21 protein-coding genes are annotated in these 21,850 nt (G+C 40.5%); 16 read left to right on the forward strand and 5 right to left on the reverse strand.

Annotated elements, in window-relative coordinates; genetic code table 11:
• Positions 1-700: 700 nt before the first annotated feature.
• Positions 701-1,981 carry an RNA-binding domain-containing protein gene (locus tag BW952_RS09120; RefSeq protein ID WP_045849867.1) on the reverse strand — a complete coding sequence of 427 codons (1,281 nt, stop codon included), beginning with the start codon at positions 1,979-1,981 and terminating at the stop codon, positions 701-703.
• 144 nt (positions 1,982-2,125) lie between these two features.
• Here BW952_RS09120 and BW952_RS09125 point away from each other — a divergent pair, with 144 nt between their 5' ends.
• A complete protein-coding gene (locus BW952_RS09125; RefSeq protein ID WP_045849866.1) occupies positions 2,126-2,800 on the forward strand; it encodes a hypothetical protein in 675 nt (224 codons plus the stop codon).
• Positions 2,801-2,946: 146 nt separating this feature from the next.
• Here the strand turns inward: BW952_RS09125 and BW952_RS09130 are convergent, their stop codons facing one another.
• Both BW952_RS09130 and BW952_RS09135 read right to left on the reverse strand, forming a co-directional pair.
• A complete protein-coding gene (locus BW952_RS09130) occupies positions 2,947-4,572 on the reverse strand; it encodes a response regulator transcription factor (protein ID WP_045849865.1) in 1,626 nt (541 codons plus the stop codon).
• A 5-nt stretch (positions 4,573-4,577) separates the two neighbouring features.
• Entirely contained in the window at positions 4,578-6,284 is a 1,707-nt protein-coding gene (locus BW952_RS09135; protein ID WP_169714091.1) for a sensor histidine kinase, read from the reverse strand.
• 326 nt (positions 6,285-6,610) lie between these two features.
• On the opposite strand from BW952_RS09135, the gene BW952_RS09140 reads away from it, so the two are divergent.
• The 4 genes from BW952_RS09140 to BW952_RS09155 all read left to right on the forward strand — a co-directional run bounded on the left by BW952_RS09140 (position 6,611) and on the right by BW952_RS09155 (position 10,742).
• On the forward strand, positions 6,611-7,516 hold the full coding sequence (locus tag BW952_RS09140; protein WP_045850049.1) for an ABC transporter permease: 906 nt from the start codon (positions 6,611-6,613) through the stop codon (positions 7,514-7,516).
• Between the two features lie 15 nt (positions 7,517-7,531).
• Positions 7,532-8,452 (forward strand): carbohydrate ABC transporter permease, encoded by a 921-nt coding sequence (locus BW952_RS09145; RefSeq protein WP_231581311.1) that lies wholly within the window; start codon positions 7,532-7,534, stop codon positions 8,450-8,452.
• A gap of 18 nt (positions 8,453-8,470) precedes the next feature.
• The gene (locus BW952_RS09150; RefSeq protein WP_045849863.1) at positions 8,471-10,018 is read left to right on the forward strand and encodes a type 2 periplasmic-binding domain-containing protein; all 1,548 of its coding nucleotides are present in this window, start codon (positions 8,471-8,473) and stop codon (positions 10,016-10,018) included.
• Between the two features lie 100 nt (positions 10,019-10,118).
• Positions 10,119-10,742, forward strand: coding sequence for a YesL family protein (locus BW952_RS09155; RefSeq protein WP_045849862.1), 624 nt, complete (start codon positions 10,119-10,121; stop codon positions 10,740-10,742).
• Positions 10,743-10,768: 26 nt separating this feature from the next.
• On the opposite strand, the gene BW952_RS09160 is transcribed toward BW952_RS09155, so the two are convergent.
• Positions 10,769-11,662 carry a LysR family transcriptional regulator gene (locus tag BW952_RS09160; protein WP_045849861.1) on the reverse strand — a complete coding sequence of 298 codons (894 nt, stop codon included), beginning with the start codon at positions 11,660-11,662 and terminating at the stop codon, positions 10,769-10,771.
• A gap of 128 nt (positions 11,663-11,790) precedes the next feature.
• Between BW952_RS09160 and BW952_RS09165 the strand changes: the two genes are divergently transcribed.
• From BW952_RS09165 to BW952_RS09180, 7 genes are all read left to right on the forward strand, one after another.
• On the forward strand, positions 11,791-12,948 hold the full coding sequence (locus BW952_RS09165) for an MFS transporter (protein WP_045849860.1): 1,158 nt from the start codon (positions 11,791-11,793) through the stop codon (positions 12,946-12,948).
• 96 nt (positions 12,949-13,044) lie between these two features.
• A complete protein-coding gene (locus BW952_RS19380; RefSeq protein ID WP_169714092.1) occupies positions 13,045-13,218 on the forward strand; it encodes a hypothetical protein in 174 nt (57 codons plus the stop codon).
• Positions 13,219-13,602: 384 nt separating this feature from the next.
• The gene (locus BW952_RS19385; protein WP_156149408.1) at positions 13,603-13,767 is read left to right on the forward strand and encodes a hypothetical protein; all 165 of its coding nucleotides are present in this window, start codon (positions 13,603-13,605) and stop codon (positions 13,765-13,767) included.
• A gap of 386 nt (positions 13,768-14,153) precedes the next feature.
• On the forward strand, positions 14,154-14,591 hold the full coding sequence (locus BW952_RS09170) for a GNAT family N-acetyltransferase (protein ID WP_045849859.1): 438 nt from the start codon (positions 14,154-14,156) through the stop codon (positions 14,589-14,591).
• Between the two features lie 32 nt (positions 14,592-14,623).
• Complete coding sequence (locus BW952_RS09175) at positions 14,624-14,959, forward strand: hypothetical protein (RefSeq protein ID WP_045849858.1); 336 nt, start codon at positions 14,624-14,626, stop codon at positions 14,957-14,959.
• 202 nt (positions 14,960-15,161) lie between these two features.
• The gene (locus BW952_RS19880; RefSeq protein WP_414735778.1) at positions 15,162-15,254 is read left to right on the forward strand and encodes a putative holin-like toxin; all 93 of its coding nucleotides are present in this window, start codon (positions 15,162-15,164) and stop codon (positions 15,252-15,254) included.
• 195 nt (positions 15,255-15,449) lie between these two features.
• Positions 15,450-15,956, forward strand: a complete 507-nt coding sequence (locus BW952_RS09180; RefSeq protein WP_045849857.1) for a DinB family protein — start codon at positions 15,450-15,452, stop codon at positions 15,954-15,956.
• 142 nt (positions 15,957-16,098) lie between these two features.
• On the opposite strand, the gene BW952_RS09185 is transcribed toward BW952_RS09180, so the two are convergent.
• On the reverse strand, positions 16,099-16,929 hold the full coding sequence (locus BW952_RS09185; RefSeq protein ID WP_045849856.1) for an AraC family transcriptional regulator: 831 nt from the start codon (positions 16,927-16,929) through the stop codon (positions 16,099-16,101).
• Positions 16,930-17,078: 149 nt separating this feature from the next.
• On the opposite strand from BW952_RS09185, the gene BW952_RS09190 reads away from it, so the two are divergent.
• The 4 genes from BW952_RS09190 (at position 17,079) to BW952_RS09205 (ending at position 21,849) form a co-directional block, all read left to right on the forward strand.
• Complete coding sequence (locus tag BW952_RS09190; RefSeq protein WP_045849855.1) at positions 17,079-18,224, forward strand: Gfo/Idh/MocA family protein; 1,146 nt, start codon at positions 17,079-17,081, stop codon at positions 18,222-18,224.
• Complete coding sequence (locus BW952_RS09195) at positions 18,221-19,114, forward strand: sugar phosphate isomerase/epimerase family protein (protein ID WP_045849854.1); 894 nt, start codon at positions 18,221-18,223, stop codon at positions 19,112-19,114. Before BW952_RS09190 ends, BW952_RS09195 begins: the two co-directional genes overlap by 4 nt.
• Before the next feature lie 55 nt (positions 19,115-19,169).
• On the forward strand, positions 19,170-20,126 hold the full coding sequence (locus tag BW952_RS09200) for a sugar ABC transporter substrate-binding protein (RefSeq protein ID WP_045849853.1): 957 nt from the start codon (positions 19,170-19,172) through the stop codon (positions 20,124-20,126).
• A 172-nt stretch (positions 20,127-20,298) separates the two neighbouring features.
• The gene (locus BW952_RS09205; RefSeq protein ID WP_045849852.1) at positions 20,299-21,849 is read left to right on the forward strand and encodes a sugar ABC transporter ATP-binding protein; all 1,551 of its coding nucleotides are present in this window, start codon (positions 20,299-20,301) and stop codon (positions 21,847-21,849) included.
• Position 21,850: the final 1 nt, after the last annotated feature.

The raw sequence follows: 21,850 nt of genomic DNA on the forward strand, positions 1-21,850 counted from the left end.
AATATTTAATGGAAGAACTCATGGGAATAGACAACCCGGTGTCATTCAATAACAAGGGGTGCAAATGTATGGTTCCAGACCCTTATTAGGAAAGGCTCATGTTCCGCTCACAGGCTTTCGTTTGATGGCTGGAAGGACTGGGACTTTCTTTAAAAAACAGGCGTATTGGGGCTTATATTATCAGTTGCTCCAGTAATATACATGCTATTATTCTGAATCCAGGCAGCTATCTGATCGGGTATAGACTGCGCCGAAAGGCTACCAGTCTATATCCGGGTAAATGACTGAAAGGTGCTTTCCATCAATGGTGCCATTTTCAAAAAGAGCTTCTGACGTTTCGAAGTCCTGCGTCATTGAATCTTTTGAGCGGGTTAGGTAGTATCCATCTTCATTTTGACTGATCCAATACTCCGTAACTGATTTAAAAAAGGAGAGCTTGATAAAGATGAAAAAAGCAGACAGATTATTTTTCACTATAGCGATGATCATCTCGATTTTGCTGTTCGTTTTTTTGGAGGGGAAAGTAGGCAACATTTATCTTGTTTTAATTATTATAGCAGCATCGTTTGGTCTAGGTTTGATTAGGCGTTTTCTTTTCAAGTCGTAAGCGATAGTGGACAAAAAAACCCCTCAAACTGGGGCTTTTTTCGTTTAGCTCCGTGTTTTGTTCAGTCCTCTGATTGCTAAAAGATATAGTTATTCAATCATACACTCGATACCTCGTCGCAGGTCCTCGGCCAACTCGGATAATTTGTCCGTTTTGCAGGAGTTCTTCAATGATGATGCGGACCGTTCCTTTGCTTTTATTTAAGTATCTCTCAAGATCTTTCGAAGCAAATTCTTTGTTCTGTTGAAGCCAGTTTGCCAATGCTTCATTTTCCTCAGTTGGTATTGGCAGCATTTGTTTTGGCAGCGTCGCCACAAATGCGTTGGGGCCAACTGTCCAAAACGGGTTATTGTGGCTTTGTTTATAGCTTTCTTTTATCCGATGCAGTCCTGTTCCATAACTTTCAATCCATTTTAAGCGATACAGCACATTAGCCAATTTCGGATTACGGCTTTGCGAAATGCCAAGTTCAATATCTTCTAGCGTCAGCCCTCTTACCAAACCGCCTACTGATACGATTTCTATTCGATCCTGAAATAAGTGAATTAATATACTGCTGCTAAAGCTGTAGTCTCGGTGTGTTGCAGCATTTACTAGTGCTTCACGCAAGGCGTAGCTTGGATAGCTTTCTGTTTCCACGCGTGTCAGCCCTTCAAAACGAGCCGTTTTCGCATTGTTTAATGTTAAGTACTCATAAGCCGCTTCAACCTGAGTCAGGATAGAGCCGCTGAATTCTTTTCGATCTTGGAAATCAAGCTTGTCAGTACCTGAGTATCGAGCACATTTAATCGTATGCTCGCATTGGTCAGAGAAGAGACGGCCCAAATTCGTATAGTATCCGTCTTCTGTTATGAGACCGAGTGTACGCTGCTGCTCCGGAGCAAATGGGACGTTGAGTTGTTTGAAAAGCGCTGCTGCCTCAGTAAAGGTTAAATCCTGTTTTAAACTCCGCATCGTTTCAAAATCTGTACCATCCGATTCGATAATCATTTGACGGATATTCTCTTCTGATGCATTCGTCACAGAGGTGCCATAGCGGATGAAAACGCCAGACGATTTCATGCCTTTTGATTTTAAATGATACGGGCGACGGGTGCCACGTGATACCGATACTTTCACCACGTCTTTCCCTTCCATCTCGGCACCTTCCAAAAAAGTGTGAACTAAAATATCTGGTTGAATACCATCATGAAGCATGCTTGAGACAGACTCGAGTACTTTTTCGGCATTCTCCAAGCCAACAATCGTGCCATCATCTTCAACCTCAATGTATAGATCTCCGCCCTGTGTATTGGCAAAAGCAATGATCTCACGCTTCACTGCATCGGTTAATTCACGTTTAAATTCCTGCGTCGGTGATTCCTTCATCTTCATGCTGTACACCTCTCTATCGATTATTTACTTAAATAAATAATAATCGATTATGATCGATTAATCAATCTTCAATTATTAGACTTAGTTGGATTGTGGCCACACCTTTGTTAAACTAATCAAAAATAAGTAGGAGTTGAAGTTGAATTGAAAAAAAGGGTAGGGTGCCTCCATGCCCATCACTCAAATATAGAATACATTGAAGCCGCTCTTTCCCCATACGACATTGAATTGGTCCATTTTGTTGACCCAGCATTGATCCATCGAGTGACTTCAGATGGGAATTTTAAAGAATCAGACGCTCAAAAGAAGGTTAACGAGCAAATTGAATGGATTGCTCAAAGCCAAGTGGATGCTATCCTCATTACTTGCACAAATTACATTGCTTTTTTGCAGGAAGATCCATCTTCACTATCATTGCCAATTATCAAGATTGACGAACCTTATTTTGAATACATCTGCAATATACAAAAACCTCAAATTATCCTTTTTACCAATCCTCTAACTGTTGAAGGGACAATGAAAAGGCTTAAACAGTATGCAAAGGATCATCAAAAAGCAATAGATGTAGAAGCTATTGTCATTAACAACACGTTTGAATTGATCATGCGAGGACTAAAAGGAGAGTACAACCAAGAAATTTCTAGGTTCTTACACCACAAAGGTAATAATGAAAAGAAAGTTCTATCCGTGGCACAATTATCGATGGTTCATGCGGCGAAGCAAGTTGAAAAAAGTACCTCCAAAACTATCATAAATCCATTAGACACATGCGTATCCAGGATTGTTAAACAACTATCTTTGAATAGAATGATGGATTAAAACTTATTTCAGGCTGACGCTATACTATACCCTGTACCATTTACACAGCGAGCCGCTAAAATGAAAAAGTTCCTGCAGTTGGCAGGCAGGAACTTTTTAAAAACATGATTTTGAAAATAAGGTGCGTTGTAATGAAATGGCCGTTGTCACGATTTGAATATCGAGTTTTTTCGGAAGTCTACTGGTGTATAATGTGTTTCTTTCTTGAAAATTTTCGTGAAGTAAGAGTAGTTTCCATAGCCAACCTTATCAGAAATAATATGAATCGGCAGGTCGGTGTGAGCAAGTAATTCCTTCGCTACTGCGACTCTTTTTTGTATGATGTAATGAACAAGGGAAACACCCATTTCTTTTTTGAAAAAACGCGCAATGTAATCTGGGCTAAGATAAACAACCTTGGCTAAACTATTCCGGTTAATGTTTTCCTGGTAATGCTGATCAATGTAGTCACAAATTGTCGTGATAACGGACTTTTGAGAATCTGTGAATGCCATGTATTCCAAAGAAACATCCACTAAATAGGAAATGTATATCATAATGTCCTCAATAGACCGTGATGATTGTTCCAGTAAAAAGTCGTGGGTTTTTCCTTGAAACAGTTTATTGGCAAGAATCTCTTTTTTCTTCAAATGTGTATAGATGATCTGTGTGACGTCGAGCCTAAAGCTGCACAGCACGGAATAGCTCAATATTTTTTTGTTTGCTAAGCTGGTAAGGTATTGATCACATTTATTCATAAAGCTCAGCCTGTTTTCTGTTTCAAGATAATGCTCTAATAGCTGGAAATTGGGCTCCGTATATTTTTTATCCTCTTTATCTTGATGTGTAAAAAGAAATACATTGTTTCTGAAATCGATTGATTCCTTTTTCGAAGCGTGCAGTTCTTTGAACGTTTGTTTAACGTTTCCTAAAGAACGGACGGGACCAAGCCGGCACTGAATGGCGCAATTCAACTTCTCTTGAGCTGTTGCAATCAACTCATTGCTAGAAGAGACCAATTCATCAAGCAACACATCTGCCCCGTCATTCAGCCTAAAAAGGGCTAAATAATCATCTGTGTTTTGATTTAATTTTAGAAAGCTGTCCAAATGAATCGGATGCGAGCGAAAAGCGTCCGTTATGACCGTTTTTAACTTGAGTTGAAAATGACTTTCTTGCTCAATTACTGAGTGGATTGTTTGGTAGTTTACTAATTTGTAAGGGAAACAATCAATCAGCAGGGGAACAAAAGAATCCCCCAATGAATAATCAATCTGTTTAATTTTCAATTGTTTTTGAAGGTCTTCTTCGGTTAAACGGATGTCCTCTTTTAAGTGCTTTTCCCAAAAGTGCTGCTGGTGTTCTTCTTTGTTTTTCTGCCAGTAGTTCCCGGTTCCAATGGATTGCTCCTTTATTTTACTCGTTTCCACTTTTTTAATGGCTTTTTTAATAATTAATTCGAGTTTGTCAAATTCAATCGGCTTTAAATAATAATCGAAGCTTTGTAGCTCAATCGCTTTTTGTGCATAATTAAAATCTGCATAGTTCGTCAAAAAGATCGCTTGTGTTTCATATTTCTCCGACCTAATCCAGGATAACAATTCTAGGCCGCTTCCTTGTGGCATTTCGATGTCGGAAATCAACAAATGAATCGGTTTTGCCTGGAAAATCGATTGTGCCTGGCGAATATTAGAAGCGCTATATACTTCCTTTATCCCTAAAGAAGGCCAGTCCATTTTTTGCTTTAAGGCCGCGATAACAAAGCGGTCATCGTCCACAATTAATATATTCATACGTATCACTCCTCGTAAATCAAATAAGGCAAAATGAGTACAATCACAGCACCGCCTTCAGAAGCATTGAAAAAATCAATCGAATAATCCTCTCCATACAAAAGCTGCAGCCGTTGAATCACATTGTTGATGCCAATATGATTTCCTTGCTTGTTTGATAAAAGAATATTTTTTTGGAGGCTGTTTAATACATCAGAAGGAAAGCCCGGACCGCTATCTGAAATGGTGATGTTGATCCAATTTTTATCTTTTGCTTCTATCTGTTCTATTTGTAATGAGATGTCGATCTGTTCGTCTAATGAGACCGAGTACTTTACTGTATTTTCAATAAAGGTCTGCAAGGCAAAAGGCGGAATTTTTGCTTTTTCAGTTCCGGGCTCAATAACGCTGTTAAACTGAAAAGCATGGTCGTGAAGCAGCCTTTGGATATCCAGGTAATCATTTATATGATCTAATTCCTTTTGAAGCAGAACAAAATTTTGGTTGGTTTGAAACAAATATCTAAAGTATTTTGATGTCGCCAGTGTCATTTCTTTAATTTCCTTATACATTTCCATCTGTGCCATGCTGTAGATGGTTGTTAGGCAATTTAAATAAAAGTGCGGTTTGATTTGCATTTTTAAGAAGTCCATTTGAATCTGCCTTTTTTCAAATTCTTTCTCGTACACATTTATTTTTAACTTCTTAATTTCGTTTATTAGTTCTTTAAATTGAATACCCGCTTGTTCGAGTTCTTTAATACTGCTGCTTTCAAAATCGATTGACTCATTATTTTGATTGATCGCGGATAGATTTTTGGAAAACAGCTGAACGGGAGAAATTACATTGTTTTTTATATATTTTAAAATGATAAATAAGATCACACTAATGAGAGCGGTTGCTAAAACAAGAGCTATTTGAGCAATAACGACCTTTTTGAATGCACTGAAATGATCTGTAGATACATGCAGTGAAAAAGGAAGGGAGGTTTCGCTTTCCTTAAAGAGAAGGTAGCTGCTAAAAAGCCGGTTCCACTTTTGTGTTTGCAGCAACTCTACTTGACTTGGGTCAGATAGATACCCTGCTTCTTCATTTTCCATCACAATAAGACCGTTTTTCCCTAAATTGATATTGCGTAACGGGAGAAGAATATCCTCTACGGAAACTAAGCAGATAAAGGTTCTGTTTTGGTATTCAAGTGAATGATACAAATAAAATTCATCATTGAGCTTAACGGATTGCCATGTATAAAGGCTTTCATAATCAGCCGGCCGTTTCGTTTCGGCTAAAAAGTAAGTCTTTGCTTCAAGATATTCTGAATACTCCATTTGAAGAGGCGAAGCATTGAAGAAAAAGCTTTCTTCTTTTAAAGCTAGGAAGAATTGATATTCTCTTCCAGAAGAATATTGAAAATCATTCACTCTAGACCGGAAATCGCGTATGCTTTCCGGTAAATCTTCCGCCCCCTCTGCTTCTTCTATATTGGCAAGAAGCGGATCATTCTTCACAGTCCAAATCATAAAATGATCAATGGCGTTTAAATTTTGAAGGGCTTCCTCCAAATATAAATGAATGGTGTCAGTTACGTAATTGATACTTTGTTGCCTCGTAGTAGACACTATAAAAAAACTAACTAATAGATTGATTAAAAAAATGGTAATTAAGATGATTAAAAGTACTCTTAAGTAGTAGTCAATGGAACGAGGAGATTGAACTCCGTTAAAGAATTTCACTTTCTTCCCCCTTTCAAGCATACCTTCATTATAAAGAATCCATTTAGACTTTCTAGCACAAAAACGTCAAGAAAGCGTTTGAAATAAGAAATCATGACTGAATAATGCTATTTTCCTTCACCTGAGGACTTTATTACCCGAATTGTACAAATAAGGAGTCCGTTTAAAGCTATTTCGAAATGAATACGCTGTCATATAATCAGTCATATAAGCGAGAAGAAAGAAAAGCTGTTTAATGAATATCAAAAAAAGGAGGCGTGATTGTGGACCACAAAGCGTTGTCAAAAGATTTTCCGCATAATCCCGTTATCTTGAATGAGAGCAAGATGTCGAGGAGAATAAAACAATTAAAAAAAAGCGGGCCGTTGTATGTGTTACTAATTCCATCTTTTCTTTTGCTCATCTGTTTTACTTATTTGCCAATGTACGGTCTAGTTATTGCATTCAAAGATTATTCACCAGTATTAGGAATCCTGGAAAGTCCGTGGGTAGGGTTTAAGCATTTTGTTCAATATTTCAATTCCTACCAGTTTGATATTACGATCAAAAACACCCTGACAATCAGTTTGTACAGTATTTTAGTCGGGTTCCCGCTGCCGATCGCACTGGCTATTTTGTGTAATCAATTGCGAATTGGCCTGTTTAAAAAAGTTTTTCAAGTGACAACGTACTTGCCGCATTTTATTTCGACCATGGTCATGTGTGGAATGATCTTAATATTCTTGTCGCCAAGCACAGGATTAGTTGCAAATATACTTGGGCTCGTCGGCTTAAATATGCCGAATTTGTTATCTGACGCGTCACTCTTCAGCAGCGTGTATGTATGGAGCGATGTATGGCAGCATGTTGGCTGGGATAGCATTATTTATTTAGCCGCTCTGTCAGCTATTAACCCGACGTATTATGAAGCGGCAACAGTCGATGGCGCCAGCAAGCTGCAAAAAATCATTCACATTGATCTGCCATTGCTTTTGCCGACGGCTATGATTTTATTGATTCTTCGGGCAGGAAGCCTATTGAACATCGGATTTGAAAAAGTACTTTTGCTGCAAAATCAATTGAACTTGCCGGGCAGTGAAATTATTTCGACGTACGTTTACAAAATTGGTCTTCAAAATTTTCAATACAGCTTATCAACCGCCATCGGCTTATTTAATACCGTTGTGAATATCATTATTTTGCTGCTGGTCAATTGGCTGTCTAAAAAGTTAACGAAAACAAGTTTATTATAGAAGGGAGGAAAAAAAGTGGAGGCTTTAATAAAGAATCGTCTTCCAAAAAAATCAAGAAATCAAAAGAGCCTGCAGGATCGCTTGTTTGATGCCTCTGTTTATGGAATAGCGATTGTCATGATCTTAATGATTGTATATCCTTTATGGTTTATTGTAATCGCTTCCTTCAGCGATCCGGCTGACGTCGCAAACGGAAATGTATGGTTTTGGCCGGAGGAGTGGAATTTAGATGGATATATTGAGCTGCTGAAGCAAGAAATGATCTGGAGAAGCTATTTCAATACGATTATTTACACTGTGGTAGGGACTCTTATTGCACTGGCTGTTAATATTCCAGCAGGTTATGCCTTGTCAAGGCGAGACTTATTCGGCCGAAAGTGGATTTCTTTTTTCTACATTGTTCCAATGTTTGTCGGCGGCGGATTAGTGCCTACCTATTTAGTGATTAAAAATTTTGGTCTCTTAGATACGTTTTGGGTCATGGTGCTTCCATTTGCTGTTTCATGCTTTAACATTATTATCGCCAGAACATTTTTCAGAACAAGTCTTCCTGAAACTCTTTGGGAGGCCGCACAGATTGATGGCTGTGGCACGATTCGTTTTTTCTTTACAATGGTGCTGCCATTATCCAAAGCTGTTCTCGCGGTTATTGGCCTTTGGACGGCAGTGGACATTTGGAACTCTTGGTTTAATGCCATGATTTATCTGTCAAATGAAAATTTGCAGCCGCTTCAATTGGTGCTGCGCCGAATTTTGATCGCAAACGAATCGCTTCTTGGCGTTGCTTCTGGATCACTGGCTTCGGAGCTAAGAAGCTTGTCTGAAATGATGAAGTACGCAGCCATAGTCGTTTCTACGCTGCCGATCATGTGCTTGTACCCATTCCTACAAAAGTATTTTAATCAAGGCGTGATGATTGGATCTATTAAAGAATAACAACTGGGGGTAAAAATGATGAAAAAGAAACTAACCACAGCATTATCACTCACACTGGCCGCAAGCTTGATGGCGGCTTGTGGAAATGAATCCTCCGATTCAAAAGCCGCAGATGATGGTGCCTATAAAATTGCAACGGTTCGGTGGTCCGATTGGGGAGACGACTTTTTAAAAGGGTTCGTTGAAGAATCTGAAAAAGAGGCTGGAATTGATATTAAATGGGATGTTTACCAAAACAGTGAATGGGGCGACAAAAAAGCGCTGTTAATGGCGGGCGGCGATCTGCCTGATGCATTTTTAGGCTCTATCGCATTAAGTGACTCGGATCTAGCTCAAAACGCCAGTATGTTTATTCCGCTGGAAGATTTAATTGACGAAAACATGCCCAATTTAAAGGCTGCTTTTGAAGCGGACCCAACCTTGCGTGCGATTGCTACTTCTCCCGACGGGCATATTTACAGTCTGCCAAAAAAGCTTCCTATGCGGCCTGTTGCTGGAAATTCCTTTTTCATTAATCAAAAATGGCTGGATAATGTAGGGTTAGAAATGCCAGATACGTATGAGGATTTTTACGCTGTTTTAAAAGCGTTTAAGGAAAAGGATGCGAATGGAAATGGAGATCCAAATGATGAAATCCCTTACGGTGGCGGGGCATTTGAATACCTGCTCCCATTTGGACTTCCAAAAGGAAGCAGTCCTCAAGTATCCATGACAATGAAGGATGGGAAACCTGTTTACATGCCAACAACGGAAGAATATAAAGACGGCATAAGCTGGATGCATAAAAGCTATCAGGAAGGTTTAATTGATCAGGAGTTGTTTACCCAGGATGAGTCAATGGCGGAAGCAAAGCGGATAGGAGAAAGCGGCTCACTTGTAGGCGTTGGGACAGGCTGGACGCCAGACGCTGTTTTTGGACCGAATGCGAATGAGTATGTTCAGTTGCCGGCACTTAAAGGACCAGACGGCGAGCGGTATGTGATGACGGATGCTTCTATTTATTCTCGTAATGAGCTGATGATCACCTCTCAGGCGGAAGATCCGGCGAAGCTTCTTCAATGGGCAGACCAGTTTTATACAGAGGATGCCAGTATTCAGACATTCTACGGCTCGTTCGGTATCGGAACTGAAAAATTAGATGACGGTACCTATAAAGTACTAGATGTTCCTGAAGGAGAATCAGCGGACATTTACGCGTGGACACACTCTTTCCGCGACTTTGGACCCAAGTATGTTGGAGAAGGGTTTAATGAAAAAGTGTCGATTCCGGCCAGTGGGGGGGATGGGCTTAAGCTCGAATTAGATAAAGAAATCAATCAATATGCAAAAGAAGAATTTCCAAATGTATTTTACACTCAGGAAGAGATGCAGCGTCTGAACACGTTAAATGTGGACCTTTCCGCTTTTGTTTCATCTATGCAGTCAAAATGGGTTGTTGATGGTGGAGTAGACAAAGAGTGGGATCAATACATCAGTCAGCTCAAACAAATGGGCTACGATGAGTATATGGATATCCAAAATGCGGCGTTTAAGCGGTATCAGGAAAACCTTGCAGCCGCAAAATAAGAGCAGTCTGTTTTAACTAAACATCTTTAAAAACAAGAGAGCAGCCGATTCAAAAAACAGTTGAGCGGCTGCTTGCTTACTTCGAGAAAGGGGCTAGAACATGGGACAGCTATTTCAACTAGAAGGACCGCTTTTTAAGCTTTTATCGAGAGCCGTTGACCTGGTTCTGTTAAACATTTTATTTTTGCTGTTTTCGCTTCCTCTGCTAACAATAGGCGCTTCAACCACTGCTTTGTATTCTGTTTTACTGAAAGTGATCCGAAATGAAGATGAAACGATTGTAAAAAGCTTTTTTATATCGTTCCGTAACAATTTCAAACAAGGCACCATGGTGTGGCTTGTCGTCTCAGTCGCTGGGGTGCTGTTGCTAGCTAATTTTGGCCTTTTAGGAAAAGCGAATGGCCTTCCAATGATTCTTTGGACAAGTGTATTGATCGTTTTTAGCTTTGTTTATATATGTACGTCACTTTTTGCTTTTGCTTATATGGCTAGATATGAAGATACTATTAAAAAGGTGCTTATAAATTCGATGATAATGGGAATTTCTCATTTTCCTTATTTGATTCTATTGATCTTTTTTAATGTGTTTCCGCTATGGATTGCTTTTTCATCTCCTGCTGGACTGTTAACGGGATTATACTTTGGCACATTCGGAGGATTTGCTCTTGTTGGTTTAATGAATTCCATTATATTTCGAAAGATTTTTATGAAATATGAGTCTTAGTTCGCCAGTATGCTCACATGCTAGAATCAAGCATGATCATGCGCATTAATATTAGATCGGATTTGCTCTAAAAATGTACCTGCTGCCGTTGAGAATACTTGATGTTTTTTCCAAATGATATTTAATTCTGCATGCAATTTTGGATGTAATGGTTTAAAGCAAAGCTTGCTATCACCCGATGTATTAATAAGTTTATCCAAGCATAAAGCATAGCCGAGATCGTTTTCCACCATTCGTGCGGCGTTATACAGTAAGTTATACGTTCCAGCGATACGTAAATCTTGAACATCCTGTCCGAACCATCCGGAAAGCTCATTATCGACAGTGGTTTGACGAGAGATAATTAAAGGCTTATCTAGTAAATCCGCAGGCTGAATCGACGGTTTTTGCGCTAAAGGACTATCTTTACGCATCAATACGCCCCAAACATCCTCCGCTGGCAAGTGCATATAATGATATTTTTGCTTATCGGTCGGTTCGATGACGATTCCGAAGTCTAACCATCCACTGTCTAGCTTATCCATAATGTCATCTGCATTTCCGCTGTATAAATGAAATTGAATCGCTGGATACTCCTTCAGTAACTCTTTTAACGTTTCGGCAATAACATGCATTGCTTCTGTTTCACCACCGCCAATGTATATTTCTCCGCTTATCAGTTCTTCTGTTTGGTTAAAGTTTGCTTTTGTTTTATCTACTAATTCCACAATTTCTTTCGCTTTTGTCAGCAAAAACATCCCTTCGTTTGTCAGCGTAATGGTCCGGTTTCCTCTAATGAATAAAGAGGTGCCCAATTTATCTTCCAAATCACTTAATTGTCTTGACAGAGTAGGTTGTGAGATGTGTAAATGCTTTGCGGCAGCAGAAATGCTTCTTTGATTGGCCACGGCAATAAAGTAACGCAACAATCGAATATCCATCTTGAATCCTCCTATGCTTAATGTGTATATATAACTATTTAATATAGGTATTAGCTATTTGAATCGTATCACTTTATGATTTTATTAGGAAGACAAAAGACGTGATGGAGGAAGTGGAACACTAGTCTATGAAAAATTCTAACGGATTGATTTTATTTATATTAACAGTTGGTGTATTTGGTATTATCAACACCGAGATGGGGGTTATTGGCATCCTGCCTGATTTAGCCGCTCATTTCGATGTCACCGTCTCTAAAGCTGGTTTACTGGTAAGCCTGTTCGCGCTGGCGATTGCCATTGCCGGACCGACGCTGCCATTAGTATTTTCTCGCATGAACCGAAAACATGTCATGTTGATGGTACTGGCTATTTTTATTGTTGGAAACATGATCTCTATCTTCACCACCAATTTTACGGTCGCTTTAATCGCACGTGTGGTGCCGGCTTTTTTTCATCCGGTGTATGTGTCGATGGCATTGTCTGTTGCAGGTGCTTCTGTCAGCGAAAGGGACGCACAGAAAGCGATCTCCAAGGTTTTTATCGGGGTTTCCGCCGGGATGGTCTTAGGTGTACCGGTAGTAAGCTTTATCGCCCATGCAATTTCATTGGAAGCAGCGATGTCCTTTTTCGCAATCGTAAATATGTTCACCTTCATTGCAACGCTCCTGTTTGTGCCTTCCATGCCCGTCCAAACAAGGCTTACGTACGGCTCGCAGTTAAAAGTGTTAACGAACGGCATCGTGTGGCTTTCAATTTTAGCCGTTTTGTTTTTAAATGCAGCTGTGTTTGGTGTATACAGTTATCTCGCTGAATATTTAGCTGCAGTAACGAATATGTCCGGCGGCTTCATTAGCACGATGTTACTGGTTTATGGCCTGGCTAATATTGCAGGGAATGTCGTAGCGGGCAGGCTGCTGACGAATGACCCAATTCGTTCTGTCACTCTTTTTCCGATTGTCTTAATGGCTCTTTATCTCATCTTTTTCTTTGTCGCTGAATTTAAGGTGGCGACTGCAATTGTTCTCTTGGTATGGGGGATACTGGCAGGGATTGGAGCGAATATCAATCAATACTGGGTGATGTCTGCCGCTCCGAAGGCTCCCGATTTTGCCAATGGGTTATTCCTGACTGCTGTTAACCTGGGCACTACGATTGGTTCTGGAGCAGCGGGGTTCGTGATCGCACAAATTGGAACGAAATACATTTTATTTGTCGGTGTTCTTTCATTAATGATCGCCTTTATCTGCATTGTACGTCGGAATTCCTTGTATAAGACGGCCGGGTGATTTTTCTGCTTACTTGGACAGGGTCTTTTATTTAAAAATGGAAATTGGGTAACTTTACTCTTTGTGTTATAATTAACCAAAAAGGAGGGTTCGTTTATGATTTTTTTCGAGCAGTTAATGCCAGTGCTTTTTACTATGTTGATTTACATAGCCCCGATTGCTCTCCTTTTGTGGTTCGTGTTTAAGGTATTAAAAAACCAGCAGGAACAGTCAGCTCTTCTTAAAGAAATATCTAAAAAACTCGACAATCAACATCATTCAGGTCTTTAAATGTCATTATTGAAAAGCCGATAAATAGTTTAGCAAGCAAAATAATCTTTAGGACGCTGCATATATTTTTGAATGTGAACAAAGAGAGGAGAATAAATGATCCTTCTAACAAATCTTCTTACTGGACTTCTTTCGACTTTCATTATGAGTTTTTCTTTTGCATTATATCAATCTTATCCAATAGAAACCGTACCGGACGTTTCAAATTTCACATTATAAAGCACCACTTGTTCCACTGTATAAAGTAATGAAAAAGCTAGAAACAGGTTCAATAGCCAAAGGCTTAGGAACAGATTTATAGAAAATATTAACTATGTCAGTGTCTATTGTTATCACTAAAAGATAGCATTTTATTCCAAGTTGTGGTTTTAGGAGGGACGTTCATTGCAGCAAAGAGTTGAGTACTTTCTGATCGGCATCGTTGGTTTATCTTTAATCGGAAGTATACCAGGCAGATTATTTCAGCAAGGATTGATGTCTTTTTTGATTATTTTAGTGGTTCTTTTTTTGATTTGGTGCGCAATTGAAGAAAAAATAAGCTTGATTTAAATCGACTTGCCAGCGTAAAGGCGCAGGAAATATATTCAAAAGCGGAAAAAGAATTTGAGATTAAGGAGGAAAATGATTTCGATATTATAAGAGCAGCCTTTGACAACATAAAATGGGAATCAGATACAACGGTGGAAATCCGAGGAGAAAGGAAAGTAAAAGCCACTTTCTTTTATACAAATGAGGAGAATGAGGCTGAACTGTTCTGTATGTATGAAATATACCTTATGAAAAATGGAAATCTCTTTTTTAAAAAGTGAAAAAGAAAAAGAGGGCTGCGGAAAGTTAATTAAAGAGCAGGCTGACAATGTGAAATCGCTCTTTTTTTAAATAGTGGAAGGTGAATTTTGGTTGCGGATTTATTATGTATGAAAGGGTGTAGTGCAATGGACATTCTGACGGTTCAAGAGCTTCAGTCCAAAGATGAGGTGCTCAGTGCCTTTTCTGTGATGAAGCAGTTACGGACTCATCTGGATGAAGAAGCGTATCTTGATTTGGTAGTGGACGCACAGAAACATGATCGATACAAAATGGCGGCATTGCTTCGCGGCACGGACATCGTGGCTGTTGTTGGGTTTAAGCCGATGACCACTCTTTATTATGGGCGATTTGTCTGGGTATGTGATTTGGTGACAGACGAGGGCGAACGTTCAAAAGGGTATGGAGAAAAGCTGCTTGCCTATGTTCACAACTGGGCAAGGGCAAATGATTTTGGCAGTGTCGCGCTGTCATCTGGATTACAGCGTGCAGCTGCTCACCGTTTTTACGAGGAGAAAATGGGATATGAAAAATCAAGCTATGTGTTTAAAGTGTCTTTAAGCTAACTGCTATCGTTCAGAAGAGAGAGAGGGTCAAGATGAAAAAATTTTCGTTTCTATCATCGGCTTTTGTGCTGAGTTTTGTCATTGTCTTTGCGGCTTGCCTGCTCTTGTTTCCATTCTTATCTGAAGGCGTGCACAGAATCAGTCCGGATCTGTATACGCACCTCTACTTTGATCGTTTTGCACTGTATACCGTACTAGTTAGTCTCGGTACTGCAAGTTTAGTTTCGTGGGCCTGTCGGAATCTCAAAGTGGGTGCCCGCTCTACGTTTCTTAGTATTCAACTGGGCGTACTGGTGTGCCTGGTGCTCGTTCTTTATTTCAGCAGCGGATACCTCGGTGAAGCGTTTAGCCGTCCGAGTTACGAATAACGAACAGGTTTACAAAAGGATAAGGAATTGGTCACGCTGGACGGATTGTGCTGGGCATAAATCGGACGAAGTTGAATCGGCAGTAATACAATCGTAAAGAACATATATTCTTATTTTTAGTTTAATCTGCAAAAAATATGCTATAATAATAGCGTAGCAGAATAAAGCTCAAGGGTGTTCAGCATTCCCTTTAAGAAAGGGGGTGCTGCCTATTACTACTTTTCAAGCACTGATGCTGATGATCGCATTTGCCAGTTTGATCGTGTCCATTATTGCTTTGACACAAAAAAAGTAACCCACCCTTGAGCCTGTAAGCAGAGAGTGGATTACCTTTCACTTTGAATGCTGATCCCCTTGAAGGGAATTTTGCTGCAAGACCGTTTGGTGTTACCAGCACCAACGGTCTTTTTTAATATGTGAGTCTACATGTTCATTATACAGGAGAGTTTTAAAAAAACAAATGAGAACATTCTGGACGTGAGGTGTAAAAATGAGTGACTTAAAACTGATTGAAGCCTACAAAAATGATTTGCAGAACTATTCACTTGAACAGCTAAGGTATATCTCAGCTGAAGGAGTGTGGTCTATTTGTCAAATGTACGATCACGTCATCGTGGTAGCCCACGAGTATTTAGGAAATGTGGAGCTTTGCGCAGCCTCAAAGGAAGAGAAGAGACTCGGGAAAACGGAGCTGGGAGAACAGGTAGCTGAAATGGGAGGGTTTCCGCCCACCAAAATTAAGCTGCCGGATGAGCTGAATACGCCGCCAAGCAATTCTGACAGTCAAGAATCTCTTAGGGACAGACTGGATGAAGTAATGCAGAAAATAAGGTATTGGGAATCGAGAGTAGAAACGATAAACCCCCATTACAAAGTTAAACATGGTGGCTTTGGCTGGTTAAATGCACAAGAATGGCTCGCTCTTGTAGAGATGCATTTTCGCCATCATCTGCGCCAAAAAAGGGAACTTGAACAAAAGCTTCTGTTGGCTGATTAAACGGGATCGAAATGAATAATGAAAAAATGTGAAATAAACAAGAAGTTGAAAGAAGCGCATCTGCATCCTATTGGACTGTGCGCTTTTTTTGTATGAAATGATATAAAGAGATGTTAAATGTAGAGAAATTAAAATCATCCTATTAAAACTGTATATCTCTAAATTTTTTCGGTGTTAAATTCGTATGCTTTTTAAAGATAGAAACGAAGTGAGATACACTATTAAAGCCGCTGGCATAAGTGATTTCCTGGACAGATAAATTTGTATGGTGAAGCAATTTTTTTGCATTATTAATTCGATAGTTCACTAAATATTGATAGGGGGAGCAGTTCATTTGCTTTTTGAATATCCTGGAAAAATAGTAAGGGCTAAGCCGCGCCACCTTAGCCATGTCATCTAGCATGATAGGCTCCTTATAATGATGTTCAATATACTTCGTCACATTTCGAATCGCTTTTAAATGAACCTCTTCCCCGTGATTCTTGTACTGTTTTAATTCATACAGAATTTGATGAATCATAATAGAGGCGGCATCTTCATCGACCGCTTCTGTTTCCGTCATGCGCAAAATTCTTTTCAGGCAATCTGTAAGCACATAATGATCTTCAATCGCATAAACACAACCGTTCTTTTGGAAAAGAGTGTCAAAATAGGAGTCGCTAGCATTTCCACTGAAGTGAAACCAGTCGAACTCTGTTTGTTCATCCGCCTGGTAAAGATGCGGTTTATAGCAGTTTAAAAAAACGAAATGATTTTCTGTAGCGACAAATTCCCGATCGTCGTAATGAATGGTAATAGATCCTTTTTTCACGTGCATAAATAAGTAGCTATTCCAGTTGTTTCGATCTATACAGTAGTCACTCGTACAGTAAAAAGTGCCGGAGTAGATAAGGTAAAACAGGGACGTTTTCGCAAATTCACTTGGTGTGTGAAAAAACATCTTAGAATGGGACAGTACCCCGCGTTCAATCATCTTTCTTTTCACCTCTTTTTATTTTTTGATTTTTTAGATAAAAGCAATAATCTTATATTTTAAAGCAAAAAATCGTAATGTAATTACTAAATCAGTGTAATAGAATGATAATCAGAAAGCAATAAACAAACATATTAGGAGGAAATCAAATGGAAGTCAAGATTGGATTAGTTGGAGCAGGGTGGATGGGGAAAGCGCATACGAACTCTTTTGTAAACGCTTTAATGAATTTCGGGCCTGAATTTGGAAAGCCCGTATTTGAAATGGTATCAGATGTAAGTGAAGAAGCAGCACTGCATGCGTGCAAGCAGCTTGGATATGCGAGATGGACAAATGATTGGAAAGAACTCGTCTCTGACTCTGACGTAGATGTGGTCGACATTGCCACACCGAATGCTTTTCATTATGAAGTAGCAAAAGCAGCACTAGAAAATGGAAAGCATGTATATTGCGAGAAACCGCTTACGCTATCAGCTGAACAATCTCTTGAACTGGCCAAACTTGCCAAACAAAAAGGGGTTGTCAATTATGTAGGCTACAATAACGTAATGAACCCAGCAAGTGCGTATATTAAAGAATTAATCGATTCAGGCAAGCTTGGAGAAATCACCAAATTTTTGGGAACGTACGATCAGGATGGTTTGCTTGACCCGACACTGCCGATCACATGGCGACATATTAATAAATTTTCTGGCTCCGGAGCTCTTGGAGACCTCGGTTCTCATCTTCTGAGCCTTTCACAGTTTTTACTGGGGAATATGGACCGTGTTAACGCATTGGCAAAAACGGTTATAAAACAGCGGCCTGTTTCTCCAGGCTCAAATGAGATGGCAGAAGTCGAAAATGATGATGTAATCTCCATGCTGATTGAGTACGAAAACGGTGCAGTTGGCACGATTTCATCTAGCCGGATTGCAACGGGGAGAAAAAATTATTTGTTCTACGAGATTCAAGGAACAGAAGGAACTGTTCATTATTCCCTTGAACGCATGAATGAAGTGAATGTCTACTTTCACGCTGATCAAGAAGCAGACCGAGGATTCCGGACGGTCTTCTTAAGTCCAGAGCATAAAGGCTACAGTGCTTTTTATCCCGCTGCGGGCATTGCAATTGGCTATAACGACATGAAGGTCCTGGAAGCCCATGAACTGCTTTCTGCTATTTCAATAGGAAGCCCTTATAGCTGTGACTTCGAGTTTGGCGCTCAAATCGACAATACTGTAAGCGCTATCCTAGAATCGGCAAAACAGCAGACATGGGTGAGCATGCAAACGAAAGGTGGACTGACTGTATGAGAATGAAAATAGGAACAGCACCGGATTCTTGGGGAGTCTGGTTTCCAGAAAATGATAAGCAAATTCCTTGGGAGCGTTGCATGAACGAAATGGCTGAGGCGGGATATAAGGGTATTGAGCTTGGACCGTGGGGATACTTGCCGAATGATTATGCTCGGCTGAAGCAGGAGCTTGAGAAGCGAAACCTGGCGCTGACAGCAACAACTCTAGTAGGAGATCTGACATCTAGTCAAAAAACCGATGAGTTGATTGCGTTATTGGATGAAATGGCCGTGCTGCAGTTGAAGTTTCCAGAGGCAAAGTATGTCGTCTTAATTGATGACTGCTATACAGACCTGTTTACCGGAGAACTTTTACGTCCTGAACTACTGGATCAAGAGCAGTGGGAGCACTTCATACAAAATATTAACAGGATTAAAGCGCATGCCAAAACGAAATATGGCCTGCAAGTCGTTTTTCATCCTCATGCACAAAGTCATATTGAAACAGAAGTGCAAATTGAGCGCTTGTTAAACGATACAGATATTGACCTATGCCTGGACACAGGGCATCACGCTTACACAGATGGCGATCCTGTTTCGTTTATGAAAAAACATCACGAAAGAATTCCTTATCTTCATATTAAAAGCTGTGATTTTGCGGTCAGAGAACAAATGAAAAAAGAGAAATGGCCGTTTGCCAAAGCTGTGAGCGAAGACATTATGTGTGAGCCGGAACGTGGCGCAGTCGATATGGAAGCATTCTTTCAGGTCTTATCTGATATTGATTTTAATGGATGGGCGATTGTGGAGCAGGATATGTACCCTGCTCCGTTCGACAAGCCGTACCCGATTGCCAAGAGAACAATGGACTATTTAAGAAACATCTCAATAGAACGGATTAAAGCGTAACAAAACATTTTTTTGGAAAAGAACGGCTATTTGGACATTGGGGGAGGAATAAAGAATGAAAAAGCGTTCAACATTATTGGCCATTTTATGCACAGGAGTTTTGGCGCTGGCGGGGTGTTCCGGCCAGTCAGAAGAAGGAAACGGGTCGGCCGGCAATACAGAAGATTTACAGGTGCAAATGATTTTAAAAACGTTGAGCCATCCATATTGGAAGAGTGTTGAAGCAGGAGCAAAGCAAGCGGCAGAAGATTTAGGCGTAAGTGTTGAAGTAAATGGCCCTCCATCAGAAGCTGACGTGATTGATCAAGTTAACATGATTGATAATGCAATCAGCCAGAGTGCGGATGCACTGGTTGTTGCACCTTCACAGCCATCCACTGTGGCAAATGTTTTTGACCTGGCTAAATCCAGCGATATTCCTGTTCTGTTAGTTGATACGGACGCTGACTGGGAAGACAAAGTGACCTTTATCGGCACCGATAATTTCTCTGCTGGCAAAGAAGCAGGAGAATATCTGGCTTCTTTATTAAAAGAAGGCGATAAGGTGGCGCTTGTTGAGGGTGCAAAAGGAAATCTCGCAACAGATGAACGAATTGATGGAGCAAAAGAGGCGCTAGAAGCAGCGGGAATTGAAATTGCTGCTCAACTGCCAGCAGATAGTGACAAATTTGAAGCAGCTGCTGTTATTGATGCTATTCTGCAAAACCACAGTGATCTTGCTGGTGTTTTTGCGGCAAACGATGATATGGCGATTGGTGCATTAAGTGCAACAGATCAAGCAGGCGTCCAAATTCCAATCGTTGGGATCAATGGAGGAGAAGAAGCAACCGAATTGATCATTAATGGAAAGCTGGCCGCTTCTGTGGCGCAGAGCCCTTTCGATATGGGCTACATGGGTGTAGAAAATGCCGTGAAAGCGATCAATGGAGATGAAATTGAAAAACGCATTCCGACGCCAATTAAAGTAGTAACCGAAGAAAATGCAGAGGAACATTTGCAGGAAATTCAGTAATTCTTATGATGCCGGATGAAGCAGCATGGTCGGTGCGTCCATTCTTACAATTGATCTGAAAGTTTTGCAACAGTCACGAAAGAATGGACGCTCTCCCATTTCCGGCATGCTTCAACCAGAAATATATTTTGATAGTGGCGTTAGACTTAATAGAGAAAGGAGTTCCGATCAAATGACCAATCAAAGAAAAAGGTTGCTGTCAGTAAAAGGAATTAAAAAAAGCTTTTCCAACAATCATGTCCTTAAGGGAATTGATTTGGATGTTTATCCGGGGGAAGTGCACGTACTTTTAGGTGAAAACGGCGCTGGCAAATCAACACTTATCAAAATTTTAACAGGTGCCTACCAAAAAGGTGCCGGTGAGGTGTACTGGGAAGATCAGTTGGTTAAGATCAACACGCCACAGGATTCGATGGAACTGGGAATTGCGACGATTTATCAGGAGCTAAATGTCGTTCCACAGCTGAAAGTGTACGAGAACATTTTTCTAGGACGCGAGCTGAAAAATGGCAGTCGACGGTCTATGCTGAACCAGAAAGAAATGAGAAAAAAAGCGGGGGAATACTTAGAGCAGCTAGGTCAAAACCGGGATTTAGCCGACCGGCCGCTAGAGGAACTAGGGATTGGACAGCAGCAGCTAGTCGAAATAGCAAAGGCGCTGACCATTGACGCCAAATTAATTATCATGGACGAGCCTACAGCCAGCTTAAGCGGAGCAGAGGTCGAGCAATTATACAGCACAGTTGAATCCCTGACGAAAAAAGGCATAGCGATTGTGTTCATTTCACATCGGCTGGATGAAATTAAGCGGATGGGTGACCGGATTACGATTTTACGAGATGGCTTTAAAATTGAAACACTTGATGTTTCAAAAACGTCGACGGACTACTGGATTGAATTGATGGTTGGCCGGTCGCTGGATGAGAAATATCCGAAAAAATCATTTGCGCTTGGCAAAGAAGGATTTCGGGTGGAAAACCTATTAGTGGATGGAACAAAAGAGCCTGTTAACTTTCAAGTGAATTACGGTGAAATTGTCGGAGTGTCCGGCTTGGTTGGAGCGGGGCGGACCGAAATGGCCCGAGCTATTTTTGGAGCAGATGCTCATCATGGAGGTGAAATTTTTATCGATGGTCAGCTTGTGAAGATCAAGTCGCCTAAAGATGCCATTAAAGCAGGGATTGCCTTTATTACGGAAGATCGAAAAAACGAAGGACTGCTGCTCGATCAGCCGCTCGATTTCAATATAGCATTGGCCAATATGAAAATGTTTCGGAATTCCATGCAACTCGTTGACTTGAAAAATATCCGCACAAAAGCAGAAGAGTATATTAAAGAGTTAAAGGTACGCCCGAGCGACGTCGAATTAAATGCACGAAAACTGAGCGGAGGCAACCAGCAAAAGGTCGTCATTGCTAAATGGCTTTGTACAGAAGCGAAAGTATTTATTTTCGATGAGCCTACACGTGGAATCGATGTGGGAGCAAAGGTTGAAGTTTACCGCTTAATGAATCAGCTGGTGGAAAATGGTGCAGTTGTGCTTATGATTTCTTCTGATCTGCCGGAGATTATCGGCATGTGCGATCGGGTGCTGGTTATGAGTGAAGGCAGGATTACAGCTAACCTCCCAATCGGTCATGCCACACAGGAAAGAATAATGAAAGCAGCGACAGCAAACGAAGATTCCGCTTCGGAAGTAATGAAAGCGGCTACAGGAGGGTGAA

The sequence above is a fragment of the Domibacillus enclensis genome, assembly GCF_900156125.1.
In the GTDB taxonomy this organism is placed as follows: Bacteria; Bacillota; Bacilli; order Bacillales; family Domibacillaceae; genus Domibacillus; species Domibacillus enclensis.